14 protein-coding genes are annotated in these 15,720 nt (G+C 41.4%); all 14 read right to left on the bottom strand.

Features of this window, described 5'->3' with window-relative positions; genetic code table 11:
* Positions 1–125: 125 nt before the first annotated feature.
* The gene (locus IGI42_RS12005) at positions 126–1,310 is read right to left on the bottom strand and encodes a 3D domain-containing protein (protein ID WP_438716089.1); all 1,185 of its coding nucleotides are present in this window, start codon (positions 1,308–1,310) and stop codon (positions 126–128) included.
* A gap of 115 nt (positions 1,311–1,425) precedes the next feature.
* Positions 1,426–2,370 (bottom strand): LCP family glycopolymer transferase, encoded by a 945-nt coding sequence (locus IGI42_RS12000; RefSeq protein ID WP_438716088.1) that lies wholly within the window; start codon positions 2,368–2,370, stop codon positions 1,426–1,428.
* A gap of 4 nt (positions 2,371–2,374) precedes the next feature.
* On the bottom strand, positions 2,375–3,523 hold the full coding sequence (gene wecB / locus IGI42_RS11995; protein ID WP_438716087.1) for a non-hydrolyzing UDP-N-acetylglucosamine 2-epimerase: 1,149 nt from the start codon (positions 3,521–3,523) through the stop codon (positions 2,375–2,377).
* Positions 3,524–3,762: 239 nt separating this feature from the next.
* On the bottom strand, positions 3,763–4,239 hold the full coding sequence (locus IGI42_RS11990; protein WP_438716086.1) for a DUF4352 domain-containing protein: 477 nt from the start codon (positions 4,237–4,239) through the stop codon (positions 3,763–3,765).
* Between the two features lie 16 nt (positions 4,240–4,255).
* On the bottom strand, positions 4,256–7,120 hold the full coding sequence (locus tag IGI42_RS11985) for an immunoglobulin-like domain-containing protein (RefSeq protein ID WP_438716085.1): 2,865 nt from the start codon (positions 7,118–7,120) through the stop codon (positions 4,256–4,258).
* Positions 7,121–7,192: 72 nt separating this feature from the next.
* Positions 7,193–7,873, bottom strand: a complete 681-nt coding sequence (locus tag IGI42_RS11980) for a CpsD/CapB family tyrosine-protein kinase (protein ID WP_438716084.1) — start codon at positions 7,871–7,873, stop codon at positions 7,193–7,195.
* Between the two features lie 22 nt (positions 7,874–7,895).
* Positions 7,896–8,669, bottom strand: a complete 774-nt coding sequence (locus IGI42_RS11975) for a YveK family protein (protein WP_438716083.1) — start codon at positions 8,667–8,669, stop codon at positions 7,896–7,898.
* Between the two features lie 35 nt (positions 8,670–8,704).
* Positions 8,705–9,388, bottom strand: a complete 684-nt coding sequence (locus tag IGI42_RS11970; protein WP_438716082.1) for a sugar transferase — start codon at positions 9,386–9,388, stop codon at positions 8,705–8,707.
* A 286-nt stretch (positions 9,389–9,674) separates the two neighbouring features.
* Entirely contained in the window at positions 9,675–10,403 is a 729-nt protein-coding gene (locus IGI42_RS11965; RefSeq protein ID WP_438716081.1) for a winged helix-turn-helix domain-containing protein, read from the bottom strand.
* Between the two features lie 2 nt (positions 10,404–10,405).
* Positions 10,406–11,659, bottom strand: coding sequence for a glycosyltransferase family 4 protein (locus IGI42_RS11960; RefSeq protein ID WP_438716080.1), 1,254 nt, complete (start codon positions 11,657–11,659; stop codon positions 10,406–10,408).
* Complete coding sequence (locus IGI42_RS11955; protein ID WP_438716079.1) at positions 11,656–12,381, bottom strand: WecB/TagA/CpsF family glycosyltransferase; 726 nt, start codon at positions 12,379–12,381, stop codon at positions 11,656–11,658. The genes IGI42_RS11960 and IGI42_RS11955 overlap by 4 nt, the downstream gene beginning before the upstream one ends.
* 1 nt (position 12,382) lies before the next feature.
* Positions 12,383–13,792 carry an oligosaccharide flippase family protein gene (locus tag IGI42_RS11950; RefSeq protein ID WP_438716077.1) on the bottom strand — a complete coding sequence of 470 codons (1,410 nt, stop codon included), beginning with the start codon at positions 13,790–13,792 and terminating at the stop codon, positions 12,383–12,385.
* Positions 13,789–15,000 carry a polysaccharide pyruvyl transferase family protein gene (locus IGI42_RS11945; protein ID WP_438716075.1) on the bottom strand — a complete coding sequence of 404 codons (1,212 nt, stop codon included), beginning with the start codon at positions 14,998–15,000 and terminating at the stop codon, positions 13,789–13,791. Before IGI42_RS11945 ends, IGI42_RS11950 begins: the two co-directional genes overlap by 4 nt.
* Before the next feature lie 30 nt (positions 15,001–15,030).
* A complete protein-coding gene (locus IGI42_RS11940) occupies positions 15,031–15,717 on the bottom strand; it encodes a YveK family protein (protein WP_438716073.1) in 687 nt (228 codons plus the stop codon).
* Positions 15,718–15,720: the final 3 nt, after the last annotated feature.

Below are 15,720 nucleotides of genomic sequence, written 5' to 3'. Positions count from 1 at the left end.
ATTTATTTTTGTTCGAATAACTGTAAGAATTCTACGGGAATTGAGATTATCTGGTTATTTCCAGTGGGTTTTGGGCACATAAAAAAACCGAAAAGAATACTCTTTCCGGTTTTTCATATTTTAATTTAACTAATAATGGTTACAGTCACAGATCGACGCCCCCACTGGATACATTGCTCTACTGTTGGAAAATGGACATCTACAATATTGCCTTTAATTGCTCCCCCAGTGTCACCGGCAATAGCAATTCCATAGCCTGATACTTCTACCATTGAGCCTAATGGGACGACAGAAGGGTCAACAGCCACAACCTGCGGATTTTGACGCAAGTCAATTCCTAAAGCTGTGTAATAAGTATTCACTGACTCAGCACATGAGTACGCCGTTGACTGCATTTGGATCGTTCGCCCCGATGTAGTTGGTGTACTTGGTGCTGGTATCGGTGCCGGCGCAGGTGCTGCTGGCTGACTTGGCGCCGTTGCCTGTTGTGGTTCGCTTGAGCTTGCTGAAGCAGCGGCACTTTCCTGTGCTTTTGCCTGTGCGGCTGCAGCGGCTTGTTGTTCCTGCTGCGCTTTTTCTGCAGCAGCTTTTTCGGCTTCTGCCTTAGCAGCGGCTTCTTGCGCTTCTTTTTCCGCCTTTTCTTTTTGCGCTTTCTCGGCTGCGATGCGCGCCGTTTCGACTTCTTTGGCTTGGCTGATTTGTTCTAAGCTCGTTTTGTTTGCGGCAAGTTCAGATTTCAGGTTCGCCATTTTTTTATCTAATTGTGCCGATTCATCAGCTAAGCTTTTTTCATTGGCTAACAGCTTCGTCTGAGTCGTCTCTTGCGTTGCTTTTAGTTCAGCTAATTTTTCTTTTGCTTCATTTAAGCTGGTCACTTTTTCTTTTTCCGCCTGTTGAATCACCGACATGGCATAGGCACGATTTAAAAATTCGTTTAAGTTTTCTGCTTCTAACAAAGTCGTAATCGTCCGGTCAGCCGCATTGTTGACTTGGACTTCTTTCATTCGCTGAGCAATTATTTCTTTGCGCTTTTCTATATTTTTTTCGGTTTCCACAATCTCTGCCTTGGTCTTTTTCATCGTTTCTTGATTGGCTTCGATTTTACTGCGGATGTCGTTAACTTCTTGATAGGTCTCATTTACATCATTCAATGCTATTTGTAGTTCTGCACTGATTTTGTCGCTTTGCCGTGCGATCGTTGAAGCTTTTTGATCTAATTGATCCAATGATTCCGCCTGCGCAAACGCTGGTAAAAGCATACTAGCACTCAATAACACGGTTGCGAAGATCCCAAATGTCTTCCCCTTCACTGCATATCCACCTTTCGTTATCCCTTTGGCTATTATACGAAAAAAAAGGAACAGGTATGTTGCAGCCAGATTACAGTTTGTTACAAAAGAGGGCAAAATCGACAAGTAAAGTTTGTTACTTTTGCAACTGTTCTTTCAACCGTGTTTGTACACGGACTAATTCTTCCAACGACAAACGCTGGTAAGAAATCTCATCTTCCATGAAGCCTTCTCCTTGGGCTTGATCGGACTCGATTGTTTCAAAGGCACTTCGATATTTTTTGACCAAAACCTCGATCTCCTTAAATTGAACGTCTGTTTTGATATTATCACCAACACTAGTTAATATTTCTTGATACCCCGCTAACCCATTAACGCTAAGTGCCTTTTTAGTAATTCCCGTGAGCACTTGACGTTGACGTGCTTGCCGACCATAATCTCCTTCTGGATCATCATAGCGCATACGGACATATTTTAATGCGTTACTTCCATCTAAGTGCTGCGTACCTATTGGAAAATCCGTCTCTTCATAGCTAAAACCAAAGGGATTAGCTACCTCTACACCACCGACTGCATCTACAAGTGATTCGATTCCTTCCATATTAATTGTCATATAGTAGTTAATCGGAATGTCTAGCAGCTTCTCCACTGTAGCAATCGTCATAGCAGTCCCGCCAAATGCGTAGGCATGGTTAATTTTGTCCATACTATCATGCCCAACAATCTCCGTATATGTATCCCGTGGCAGGCTAACAAACAAGGTCTTCTTCGTTTGCGGATTAATCGTTGCAACAATAATGGTATCCGAGCGTCCTTCCTCGGTTCGACCCAATGCGCCGGTGTCCACTCCCAGTAGCAGCACACTGAGGGGCTCTTGCTGATTCAGGTCAACTGAAGCGGCAATGTGGTCTCTTTGAATTGGCTCATAGGCTGCATCAGTCGTTTTTTTTACATCATAAAAAACCTTTGCTCCGATTGCGGTAATCATTACTACAATCAATAGTAAAACACCCGTCAAGGTGAGCAAAATTCGTTTTAGTCGTTGTGTTCGTCGGATGAATCGTTTCCGTTTTTTTCCCATTGGTTCACTCCATCAATTCAACTAGCTGCGGATTTTCAAGTGTGGCTTGCTTGCTTTGGAAATGCTGAAATAGAACTTCTAGTATCCGCTGACTAGACTGCCCATCACCATAAGGATTCTTAGCTTGAGCCATTTTTCGGTAAAGCTCCTCATTTTCTAACAACTTCAACGTTTCTCGATAAACAACCTCTTTTTTGGTACCCACCAGCTTTAATGTTCCGGCTTTCACTCCTTCAGGTCGTTCAGTTGTCTCTCGCAATACTAATACCGGTACACCAAGGGATGGCGCTTCTTCTTGCACCCCACCTGAATCAGTCAAAATTAAGTTACAGCGCTGGGCAAAATTATGAAAGTCAAAGATATCCAACGGCTCAATCAGTTGAACATTAGAAAGCTGCCCTAGTTCCTTTTGGGCTAACAGGCGGACTGCCGGATTTTTGTGCATTGGAAAAATGATTTCAAGTGAGTTATTTTCTTGCGCTAGTAATGCCAAGGCTTGGAAGACTTCGGTCATTGGCTTGCCTAGATTTTCACGTCGATGCATGGTTACTAATATCTTCTTTTTGCCATTGTCAGCTAAACAAGGATGCGTATATTCTTGTTGGATCGTGTACTTCATCGCATCAATCGCCGTATTCCCCACGACAAAAATCTGACTAGGCAAATGGTTTTCCTTCATTAAATTATTGGCACTTTCGGGCGTCGGGGCAAAGCATAAATCAGACAACGCATCCACCAATTGGCGATTGGCTTCTTCTGGAAAAGGCGAGTATTTATCCCAGGTCCGTAAGCCTGCCTCCACGTGTCCGATCGGAATTTTTTGGTAATAAGCCGCTAAAGATGCGCCTAAAGTGGTGGCAGTATCTCCATGAACTAACACGATATCTGGACGTTGATCTTCCAGGACTGGAGTCAATCGGCTAATAATACGGACAGTTATATCACTCAGACTTTGACTTTTCTTCATGATATTTAAATCAAAATCCGGGACAATTTCAAAATACGCCAGGACTTGATCCAGCATGTCGCGGTGTTGGCCTGATACCACCACCTGTGACTGGAAACGTCCATCTCTTTCTAATGCTTTAATTACCGGTGCCATCTTGATTGCCTCAGGCCTAGTACCAAAAATCGCCATTACTTTTATCGGCATATGTATCTCCTTTTTTTTAATCGGTCTTTATAAGAAAGGCTTCGCCCTCTTGCTTACACTTCAAAGCGCTAAGTTAGTTGGTAAGTCCAGACCCCGCATGCTTAATAAAGAACCTTGAAGGAGTGCTTTTACACAGCTCCTCCAAGATCCTTCCTGTTTCATACATTGTGCAAGTGGATTGTTCTTCCAACCAATAAAGATCAATTGTACTTTACGAAAAATGGTGAATGAAAAAGCTATTATTGTAATTCCCATGTTTTGAGGGTCTTATCTGACGGAGTATAGGTCAATTGCTGCGGTTTTTCGCCTGGCTCAATCAGATAATACAGCTTGCCTTTCGACGATTCTTCTGGTTCTAATACGCCGCCAAAAGCTTCCATTTCTTCTGTGACACGGTAGGTTTCTTCTTTATCTGTGACTAATTGAAAATCAATCGCACCAATGCCTTTTTCGTCTGTCCCAATATTTTGCGCTTCGACGACAAACGTAACCAGTTGTTTGGCATCTCCGTTTTCATCCACTGATTCACTGGTGGAGACTCCTGAAAGTTTCATCTCGATGCCCTCGGCTGTAAACGGAACTTCTAGCCCATCTTTTACCGCAATCTCAGTAATTGGAGCTGAACCATCTCCACTGCTGCTAGTATTAGCACCCTTCATATCACAGCCAGTAAGCAAGAAACAAATAGCCAGCATACTCAATAATATTTTTTTCATTCAAAATCTCCATTCGCTAATTTACTAAAACTGTTTTTCTATCTAATTCTTTGCCATCAGAACCAAGTGCCACTAAGTAGACACTATCGCCTTGTTTGATCGCATTTCCTACATAATAGTTAAAGCTGCCATTTCGGAAAGTTCCACCAATTGAAACTAGTTTGTTGTTTACATATAAGTGCGCTTGTTTCACATCACCTGCGTAAACTCCGGTAATTTCAATCGCACCGACTGTATAACTATTTGGTGAAATACTTCCAGATGATGAAGTGTTTGTGAAGGATACTTTCACATTTTCTTGCAGTAATACATCATTTTCGCCGTAAGCATTCATCGTAACAACGTCACCATTTTTAATGCTAGTACCCACGTAATAAGTGAATTGTCCATTTTTGAAGGTTCCACCCCAAGAAATGACATTACCGTTGACAGATAGGCGGGCTTTTTTCACATCGCCGGTATACGTACCGGTAATTTCTCCGTTACCTACTGTGTACGCATTTGGTGTGATTGTTCCTTTTAGTGCTGGTGCTTGTCGTACTGTGACTGGATTGTTTTGGGTCAGTAACGAGTTATTTTGATCGTAACCATTGATCAGCACACTATCGCCTGACTTAATTCTTGATGTCCCTACCCAGTAACTGAAACGACCATTAGTAAATGTTCCACCTAGCGATAGAACTGTTCCATTGACAATAACTTTCGCTTTTTTCACATCACCAGTGTATGTCCCAGTAATATATTCATCGCCAACAGTATAAGCATCCGCCACCATCGCACCTGATGTATTGGATTCTACTTGAACTACTTTGCTATCTAACTCTTTATCCTCTGCACTAAATGCCACCAAACGTACATTTGATCCTTTGGAAATCACATTTTGTCCGACATAGTAAGTAAACGTGCCATTACTGAAGGTTCCACCTTGAGAAACTAGCTGGTCATTCACGTACAACCGCGCTTTTTTCACATCACCGGTATAAGTTCCCGTGATTTGCGTTTGACCAACGGTGAATTTATTTGGTGTAATTGTGCCCGCAGCGGCTGGTGCAGCAATAACCGTTACCTTGTTGTTTTGACTCAATACATCGCCGTCTGCGTCATAGCCATTAATTAGAACACTGTCGCCTTGTTTGATACTGTTTTTACCTACCCAGTAGCTGAATTCGCCATTGCTGAAGCTTCCGCCTAATGCTAGGACTTTCCCATTCACAATAACTTTTGCATTCTTTACATCACCAGTGTAAGTGCCCCGAATATATTCATCGCCAACGGTATAGTCGTAAGCTTTGATGGTTCCGCTGTAATTGGATACGATCTTGACGGTTTTCTCGTCTAATTTCTTGTCATTCTTATCATAAGCAATCAACGACACCTTGGAATTTTTCTTGATCAGGCCAGTGTTTACTTCATAGGTGAACTTCCCATCTTTCAATGTGCCACCTTTTGAAACCAGATGCCCATCAACATAAAATTCTAGATAAGAGACATCCCCTTCATACGTACCGGTAATCATTCCTCCGCCAACGGTATAGTCAGCTGGTGTGATTTGATGCAAGGTTTCTTTTACTTCTACTTCAATACTTTTAGTAGTGACCCCACCATGACTATCTTCAACCGCATACGTAATAAAGTATTTGCCAACGATGTTTGTATTGACGGTATTGGAACGAATAGTCACTTTGGCCGTTAAATCGCCATCTTCTTCGTCCTGGGCTGTAATGCCTTCTAATGGATTGAAGGGCGCACCTTTTTCAATCACTTTGTTTTCCGCATTGATTACTGGCAATGTATTTGCCGCAACTGTAACATTAATTGTTTTTGTGGCAGACAAGCCGTGGCTATCTACTACCTTGTAAGTGACTGGGTATACACCTGGAATACCTGATCGTACTTGATTGTCGATAATCTCAACCGACTGGGTAATATCGCCGTCTTCCTTGTCGTTCGCTGAAACGCCACGCATGGCAAACGCACCGCTAAAGTCGTCATTTAGTACAATCTTGCGATCTTCGGCAGTCAACACTGGCTTTTCAGTTCCGTAAGCTGGATCTAATTGCGCATACTCCAAGTAACCGCTCGACTCTTTTCCACCAACAATCGTCCATTCTATTTGGTTCTTATCTTGTGTTAGTGCTGTATTGAAATGATATTTACCATCCAATGAGTTTGGCACACGGATTTCCGTATCGGTCACAAATCCTCCCAAATCAATATTTAACGTACAAATAACCTGCGGTAAAATACCAATAATTGTCACAATACTAGAGTTTTGAATGATTAATGAGCAGTTTTCAGCATCTACTTGAATGTCTGATGGTTTGTAAGTATAGGATTTGTACAAAATTCCTAGATTATATGACTTCATTTCCCCAGACAAATAGTTAATGAAATTCGGATCTTCTAACAAAGGTTTAAATTCATTTGGCAGCTTCACTTGATAATACGTCCGGTCACCAAGACTAATATTAGCAATCTGAGTGACATTTAAGCTAACGGTCAAGACGCCTTCGGTTTTTTTGTCATTGATCACCAATTCTTTTTCAGTCGATGTTTTTAAGCCGATTTTCCCCCAAGAAATAAGTCCAACATCCAATGGCTGAATACCAACAGGCGCTTCTTCAGTCTCTTCAGTAGCTACTGGTTCTTCGGTTACTTCTGTCGGCACTTCCAATGTCGGTACCTCTTGTGAAGGCGCTTGGGTATTTTCCTCGGTCATTATCCCAGTTGGATCTTCGGTGGACAGCCCTTCCGAGTCTGCTGGTGCAACTTCCTCAGTTGGCGAATTTTTTTCTTCGGCCAACGAAACAATCGGTAATAACCCCGAGTTCAGCAGCATCAGACTGCTGGCACCAATTGTTGCTAATTTCTTTTTCTTCACTTCTTTTCCCCCTAAAATAGTTTTTTATTTTCAGATAAAGCTGTTCCTACCCATCAACCACCTCCTTTGCTTTTAGTATTTGTAGTACTTATAGTTTCCGTCTTTAGCCGATTTAGCTGCGTTGTACACTACCCCAATTAACCGAGCATTCGATCGTTCAAGAACGGTTTTACATTTCAACAGGCTGTTTCTTCTGGTTCGATTTTCCCGCACGACTAATACGACGCCATCCACCTTTGAAGCAAAAATTTGAGCATCTGTTACGATTAACAATGGCGGTGAATCAACAATGATAAAATCATATTGTTCTTCCAATAAAGTGAAAATTTCATTTAGCCGTTGAGACTCCAACAGTTCGGATGGATTAGGCGGAATGGGTCCGGCTGGCAGAAAATCTAAATTTTTGACTTGCGTACGCTGAATCATTTCCCCTGGTTCACTTCTTTTGTTGGTTAATAACGTGCTCAAGCCTGCTCCTTTAGAAGCAAATAAATTAAAGTATTTCCCAGCTGTTGCTCGACGCAAGTCCCCATCAATTAATAGCACTCTTTTTTTCGTTTCCGCCATCACCACAGCTAAATTCGAGGCTAAAGTTGTCTTTCCTTCCCCTTGTTCAGTGGAAGTCACCAGTAGAATCTTTAATGAAGCAGAAGAAGCCATAAACTGAATACTCGTTCGAACATTGCGGTACTGCTCGGTAATCGGTGAAAAGCTATTCTCAATGGAAACTAAACGGGTTTCTTGTTCTTTCATTTTTTATAGCCGCTCCTATTTTCTAAACTCTTTTTCTTTGTCTTCGCGATATACGAAGGGAATCTTCGGATAAAGTCTTTTTCAGCAATTCTTTGTCCTTGGCTGACATTTTCATATCGGCATTCGTCGTGTAGGGAATAACGCCTAACGAATTAATGCCAAAAATTTCATATATCATTTGTTCCGATTTGACAGTTTGGTCAAAGCCAGACCGCAGTAGAACAAATAGCAGGCCAATCATGCCCCCGATAAACAAACTAAGAACTAAATTTAATTTGTGGTTAGGAGAAACCGGGGCACGACTGGCGATTGCTTCAGTAGTAATTGATATTTCACCTGGAATTTGACTTTCTGCCAACACCGCTTGAAATATTTGTGACGTGGTATTGGCTATATAGGCCGCTACTCTAGGACGATCACTCACCGCACGGATCGAAAAAAAAAGCGACTCCTGCTGCTGTTCTAAGGTGATTGATTCTCTTAACTGATGCACCGAAACATTGGACTGATACTCCGTTGCCAGCCGTTCTTGAACCTGCCCTAAGACTAAATCACTTAATACCAACTCTTTATAGGTCTTTACCAATTGAAGATTCGCTGTGATATCACTGGAAAGGTGCTCTTCACTGGTTTTTGTCGCTGCGATCATCTGAGTTTGGGCGCTGTATTGTGGCGTAATCCAAAAAAAAGAAATGTAGCCACCAATGAGCACTCCAACAATGCTGCAAAGTATAATGACTAGCAGTCTTTCCTTGATTATTCGCATTAAAAAAGAGAAATTGACTGTTTCATTCATAATGATTTGTTGCCTCCGATAGTTTGTATGCTGGCTTAATAGGCGCCGTCCCGTGTAATAATTACCAATAGTGTTTTAAACATGATTTTTACATCTAGGAATAGACGGGCCTGTTTTATGTAAAACAAATCCAGATTGACCATTTCCTCAAAGTGTAAGTTGTTGCGCCCACTGACCTGCCAAATTCCAGTACACCCAGGTTTCACCAACAGTCTCAACCGATGGTGATTGGAGTACTGTTCGACTTCATGAAGCAACGCTGGTCTAGGTCCAACAATTGACATGTTCCCTTTTACGACATTGATCAGCTGTGGAAATTCATCAATGCTAAACTTTCGCAAAAAACGACCGATTCGTGTAATGCGCGGATCATTCTTCATTTTGAACATCGGTCCTTGAATTTCATTTTGTGCAAGCAGCTCCCCTAGTTGCTCTTCTGCACCTACTGACATCGTTCGTAGTTTGTACAAGGTAAAGCTTTCTCCATTCAAGCCCACACGTTTCTGAGTAAAAAATACCGGACCAGCGGGATCTTCAATTTTTATCAGCAATGCAATCATAGCCAGCGGGACAAACAAGACCACCAAGCCAAAAACACTGATGAGAACATCCAGCAGACGTTTTCCCCAGCCGAATAAGTAGCGACAACTTTCCGAATGAGCGTGTAGAAATACCCCGTCTATTTCTGCATGTGGGCGATCATCGTATAAATTATTCATTTTTTCACATCCAGCAGATCGGCAGCTTTCCGATCTATTTTTTTGTTTCTAAAATTTCCTTTCACTCTTAAGAATCATTACAACCAACAGTGTAATAATAGAACACAACGGCTTGGCTGAACCGTCAATCCATTGTCTGTTTTGGTACTTTTTTTCACCCAAAGCCTCACTTTTCGGCGAAATATGAGACAGCAGAGTAGATTCCTTTCTTTTTTTGTTCTATTCTTTTCACTTTCTGACATTTCATTCTTTCTCAACAAAGATGAGAGCTTATACACCATTAAGACTATGTTTCTATTCTGATGATCTCGCAAAACTCATCCGAAATCTGATATCCTAGTCCCCAAACAGTCACAATCGGATTGCACTTCACGCCACATTTTTTTACCTTTATTTTGATATTATGAACACAGGTTGATAAGGCGGACATTTGGGAATTGGTCACTAATTCTTTGTCCCGCCAGATTTTCTTACATAGTTCTTCACGGGATAAATAATTGCCGCGGTATTCATATAAGCACATCAGTAAGGTATTCTCCCGTTTCGAAAGCCCAAAGTTATAAAAGTGATACTGCTTCTTTACAGCTGTATATTTTTCACCGCTCATGATCGGTCTTAGCTGCTTGTCTGGGTCATATTTCATTTTTAGTCGGTTCACTGCTTGGCAAAGCTCCCGAATTTCTTCTAGTGAAGCGCTCCCTTCAATCCACTGATCAATCGCATATTCCGTTTGCTCCTCTTCGTAGCTTTTAGTAAAATCACTTTCATATTTCCTAACAATAGCCGTTACTTGTTTGCGGATCTTGGGCATAATTTCGATTATTTCTTGATAAGAGATCGTTTCACTTAAAATGATGAAATCGAAATAGGAAAGAAATGTTCCTGTTTCCTGTCCTTTCAAGCAGCAATCATCTAATAAGCAGGTACTGCAAAACACCTCATTGTTTAATTGCTGGAGTTTGCTTTGAAAACTCATTTCCGCTAACAGATTTTTGGTCAAGATCAGTACTTCCATCGTCATTCTCCTTCTACTACTATTGGTTGCTCTTTTCTGGCTGTCAGATTCTCAATACTACAAACAAATTCTTGATAGTACCTTGCTTGCGAATGCCGCTCCCGCCTAATTAAGGCTTCTTGACTCAGTTGCTTCCGAAACTGCTGGTCATGAATCAAGCGATCTAACCCTTTGGCAAAATGTTCTACATGGCGTTGATCATAGTCAATTAGCATCGCACTTTTACTGCTGATATATTCTGGAATACCACCAATCTTGGTAGCAATTACTGGAATTCCCATCGCCTGGGCTTCAACTGCAGATAAACAGCAGGTCTCGTGAAAAATTGATGGAACCGCACAAATATCTGCAGCCTTTAAATAGTAAGGAATCTTAGCTTTTTCCACGTAACCAGTAAATACCACCTCTATTGGCAGCTTTTCCGCCTGAGCTATTACTTGATTGAAATACGCATCCTTTTGAGTTGAGCTATAAGTCATTCCACCTAGAACAAACACTTTCACCTTTTCCAGTGAATCCAGCTGACTTAATGCATCAAAAAGCAGATGCAGTCCCTTTGTCTTGGTAATCCGTCCAGAAAAAACAATCACGCACTCCTCTGCGTCTATTTGTAAGTCTGCCCGTATTTTTGCTCGTTCGGTCGGATCAATTGGCCCGTAGTCAGCTAACTGAATGCCATTGTTCACACGATAAAGTGCCGGTCGATCTTTAAACCTAGCGATCTTTTTTACTTGATCATTGAGAAAGTCGCAAACAGACAGCACGCCATCTAACTGTTGGAGAAGTTGTTGGCTATTGGCGGTTCGGGGATTTAAATAGTCATTGTGCAAGTAAACCGCCAAGCAGCCCGAAAAAAATTGTCTCAGATAAGGGATGCGCTCGGGGCAGTTCAAATCGATACAGCAATCCACTGAATGCTCCTTCAAATAGCGCTCAGCAGCACTAATCAGTTCAGGATAAGGGATCAAGTTCTTTTTCTTTCCGGTCAGTAAAGCGGCTAGTTTTCCCCCACACTTTTGGAAAAACCAGCGAAACGGACGTTCCTTCGTTTTTACGGGGATCACTTGCGTATGTTCATGCGTTTGATTAAAAGGTATAATTGCTGGATGCTCGCTCGAAATCACCACCAACTCGAGGCGTTGCTTCTTTTCATTTTCTTCAATTAACGAGTCCAGCAAGGTCTCAATGGCTCCACCTTTAACTGCTGGAACTGGTAGTTTTCCATAAGTGAGTAATAAAACCCGCAGCTTTTTCATTTGAACTTCTCCAGAAGCATGAGATAGACAAAGTATAAATTTTCAAAAATATAGCGTTTGTATAGCCGTTGCGGTTCCTTCATAAAACGGTGAAGCCACTCGAGACCGCTGCGCTGCATCCAAGCTGGTGCTCGTGAAATCTCTCCTGCCAACACATCAAAGCTGCCGCCGACTCCCATGATCAGATTGGCATTTAACGCTCGTTTGTATTTACTCACAAATTCCTCCTTATAGGGTGACGTCATCCCGATAAATAACATATTGGGCTGACATGCAGCAATCGCTTCAACCACTGCTTGTTCGTCTTTGAAGAAGCCATGCTGCGCGCCAGCAATTTTCAAATTAGGATACTGCTCCTTCATTACTTGCAGCAGCTGATTTAAGATAGCTTCTTTAGTGCCTAGAAAATAAACGCTCAAGCCTTCTTCCTCTGCTCGCTTCAACAGTTCAATCATCGTATCAATACCTGTTACTCGTTCAATTTTTTTCTTTTTAATCCACTGACAAGCCCTCACTACCGAATAACCATCGGCACTTACCATATCCGCTTGTTGGATAATTTGCTTTATTTCAGTATTGCGATGACTTAAAACAACTTTGTTGGAATTCACCCCCACATGTTCAATCACTTCATCTTGCTTAATACGTCTAAGCATCTCAGCGACCGTTTCTTTTAAGCTGCCATCATCTATCTGCAAATCGAACAGTTCGATTTTATTCATTTCAACACACCTTTCTCTTGGGACTACTGTGGAAGACATCAATTAGAACGATCAACACCAGTAATACACTTTGTCCTCCCCACTGAATCGGCTTAGGAACGCTTCCCCATTGAATGAATCCAATTTGTAAAACCAATAAACAAAACTGCAAAGTCATTTGACGGGTGGATAGTTGACTTTTCATCAAGTTCTTGGTCTGTTGTTTACGTAAATAAAACATCAGAAAAAAACCGCCACAAGAGGCTAAAGAGGCTCCATTAACCCCGATCAAAGGAATCAGTAAGAAGCTGCCCACTAGATTAACTGCCGCTCCAGCCAATGAAGTTGTCAGCACTCCTTTGGTTTTTTTTACCACTACATAGCTAGTACCAAAAAAACCGGACATACAGGAAAAGAAATTACTCAATAAAAGAAGAGGAATATAGGCTTTAGCAAAATAAAAGTCTTTTGAAAGCAGAACAGAAGCTAGTGGATCTAAAAACAACAGAATGAAACCAGAGAATAGCAGCAACAAGGTACTATAGTGATTGAATACTTGTTGATAGAAGGCTCCGACATTCTTTTTCCGATAATTTTCAACCGCGGACAACTGCCAAGCCTGTAAAAAAATGGAGCCTAGCACTGAGAGTAAGTTAGGAATCTTGCTGGCAGCAGCGTACATCCCACTACTAGCTACCCCTAAGAAAAAAGTCATGATAAAGCGACTAGAGGTGGTCAATATCCACCACATCGCTGCATTTGGAATCAACGGCAAACTGTAGGCAATTAGCTGTTTTGCTTGCGTCCTAGTCAACCGATTTTCTTTAGTAGGCCACGTGTTCATTGACGCATGGACCAATAAAAACAACAATGACAGACTATTAGCTAGGACCAGCGATAGAAAATAAGCGGTTAGCTTATCAGCCAATTGGCGGAAAAAAAAAGCACCAAAAATCAAGGTCAACAACGATAGCAAGATGCCGTTTAATGCGTAAATTTTTAGTTTTCCAATCGCTTTTATATATTGCATAAAAATTAATTGAAAGGATTGAACCGTCAGTAAAACAAAACTTAGCACCAAGCTAGTGGTGGTGAGTCCCAACTGAGGAATCAGCCAATACACGCCTAAAAGCAAACAACCTACCAAGCAGAGTCCAATAAAATTGATCAGAATAGCTGTATTTACTAGTTTTACTTTTTCGCGGCGCCCTTTACTATCTAAGACAAAGCGCAGTACTCCTTCAGAAATACTCAGACTGACAACTGGCAGCAGTAAATTAATGCTGTTTAACAGTAAATCCGCCGTTCCGTATTCACTGGTGGTTAGATAGTAAGTATAAAAACCGACTAAAAAGAACGTAATAAGCTTGCTGCCAAAACTACCGATCGCAAAAATCACCGAATCATTTAAAAGCTTTCTAGCCTGACTCATACATCCGCCAACTTTTGTTGCAAATCAGACATAATTTGTTGGTTGATAGCAAAGGCGCCCTGCATGCTTTCTTTGCATTGCTTTATCTTGTACATCTCTTGTTTATTATTCACCAGTTTTTCTTCTACTTTCTTTACTAGCGTTACCATTTCTTGTTCGAGCGCCTCAATAGCTAGTACTTCTTCTTCCAGACCTAAGTTTTTGAACATTTCCACTACTTTTTGCTGCCACGATAGCCCGATAATTGGCACGTATTGAGAGACCGCCACAATCATAGAATGCATGCGCGTGCCCACTACTAAATTCAAGGTTTGATATAATTCCAATAACTCCTCTTTGTCTCTAATCACGGCAACATTGATTTGCGGATGAAGTAGAAACTCTTGATAAATAGTTTCGATCGTTTCATAATCTTGTACTTCAGAGGAATATAAGATTATTTCCCTTTGCGATCGAGCCAATTGGCGGATGAAACATTTCATCTGCTGCAAATAGCTTTCGTATGCTCTTTTCGAACATCCAGTGATTCGATAGTCAATAAGACAAATACCAATGCGCTGCTGCAAACTTCTCTGCGCTTTTAATTGTTCAAACGAGCCGATCGCTGGCAAAAGAAATACCGGATCCACCGACGCATAGGCAGCTGGGTGTTGAACCTGTGCTAAATAATCTAAAGATCGCTGATCGCGAAAAGTTACATAATCACATTTTTTCAAGGTTTCAATCGCAGCGTTTTGTTGCTTATCTGTACAAAAGGGACCAATACCAATTGAACTAACGAAAATCGGCACCTGATGTTTACAAGCCAAGGTAACTACTTGGTCAAAACGTTGCGCCGACAAAGTTGCTGGCGACAAATCGAAGATGGCATTCCCACCACCGATGACTAACAAATCGGCTTGTTGCAATGCATTTTCAAATTGCAAAATGGCTGCTGGATCATACATTTTTTTGCGAGAACGCGACCATTTCTTTTTGCTGACAATATTCTTTACCCCTGGAAGCTCCCGTAAATAGCGATAATAAAACTCTTGAATAATCGAACGGCGCTCCAAGAACTTGTTGACGTTAATCTGGGACTCCTCTACCAATTTGTAGCTGTATTTTATTACTTCGGTATCTAGTAATAATTGCTGGGCTAACATTTCTGCAATCAATCGATCCCCTATATTTGAACTGTCGATAAAACTGACTAATAGTGTTTTCACTTCCTACACTTCTCTTTCACTTGTTTTCGATCATTTATAAAAAGTAACCACACCGATCACCTCTACACCAACATCATCTGCAGCTGCCTCGGGTGTACACAAAATTCTTCTTTCACGGGAAGAAACCCAAAGAAAACTACAAGAAGTTGCAAAAATAAGACTGATAATCAACGAACTAAACAAAATTTTTTGTACACTTGGCGTTCGAAGAGGGATCGATGCAGGTGTCGTAATCACATAAACATCTCTAGGAAGTTGACTATCGACCACTTGCTGCGGGTAACATGCACCTAAGTTTTCAGCTATTTTTTGACTCTGCTCTGGACTGGTTGCTGTTACCTCTACAGTAAAAATTTGTGAATTAATACTGCTGTTGACTCTCACCGTCTTAGTAAACATTTCTTTAGTTAACGTTGGATCAGCAGCCTGCATCGCTTGAAAAACTGAATCGCTTTTTACCATTTCTTTATAGGTTTCTACCAGCTTGATATTACTGGCAATCACCTGATTTTCTACTTCTTGTTCGTCTCGGTCTTCTTCTGTTGCATCAGCCTTTTCTTCTGTCACTGGTAAAAGAAAAGAGAGCTGACTAGTATAGCGAAAGCCTCCTATGTAAATAAAACCGCTACTTACAACAAACATCGCACCGATAGTCAGTAGCAAGACAGCTATTTTTCGCTGCCACAGGAAAAATAAAAAATCTCTAAACGTGTACATGAA

Origin of the sequence: Enterococcus sp. AZ109 (assembly GCF_051714625.1) — a bacterium.
Lineage (GTDB): Bacteria > Bacillota > Bacilli > Lactobacillales > Enterococcaceae > Enterococcus_A.
Note: the sequence above shows the minus strand (reverse complement) of the source record. Positions and strands in the feature narration are given on the sequence as shown.

Coding starts and splice junctions, on each gene's coding strand:
- IGI42_RS12000 (WP_438716088.1), bottom strand. CDS start 2,370: ATGGGAAAAAAACGGAAACGATTCATCCGACGAACACAACGACTAAAA.
- wecB (WP_438716087.1), bottom strand. CDS start 3,523: ATGCCGATAAAAGTAATGGCGATTTTTGGTACTAGGCCTGAGGCAATC.
- IGI42_RS11990 (WP_438716086.1), bottom strand. CDS start 4,239: ATGAAAAAAATATTATTGAGTATGCTGGCTATTTGTTTCTTGCTTACT.
- IGI42_RS11980 (WP_438716084.1), bottom strand. CDS start 7,873: ATGAAAGAACAAGAAACCCGTTTAGTTTCCATTGAGAATAGCTTTTCA.
- IGI42_RS11975 (WP_438716083.1), bottom strand. CDS start 8,669: ATGAATGAAACAGTCAATTTCTCTTTTTTAATGCGAATAATCAAGGAA.
- IGI42_RS11970 (WP_438716082.1), bottom strand. CDS start 9,388: ATGAATAATTTATACGATGATCGCCCACATGCAGAAATAGACGGGGTA.
- IGI42_RS11965 (WP_438716081.1), bottom strand. CDS start 10,403: ATGGAAGTACTGATCTTGACCAAAAATCTGTTAGCGGAAATGAGTTTT.
- IGI42_RS11960 (WP_438716080.1), bottom strand. CDS start 11,659: ATGAAAAAGCTGCGGGTTTTATTACTCACTTATGGAAAACTACCAGTT.
- IGI42_RS11955 (WP_438716079.1), bottom strand. CDS start 12,381: ATGAATAAAATCGAACTGTTCGATTTGCAGATAGATGATGGCAGCTTA.
- IGI42_RS11950 (WP_438716077.1), bottom strand. CDS start 13,792: ATGAGTCAGGCTAGAAAGCTTTTAAATGATTCGGTGATTTTTGCGATC.
- IGI42_RS11940 (WP_438716073.1), bottom strand. CDS start 15,717: ATGTACACGTTTAGAGATTTTTTATTTTTCCTGTGGCAGCGAAAAATA.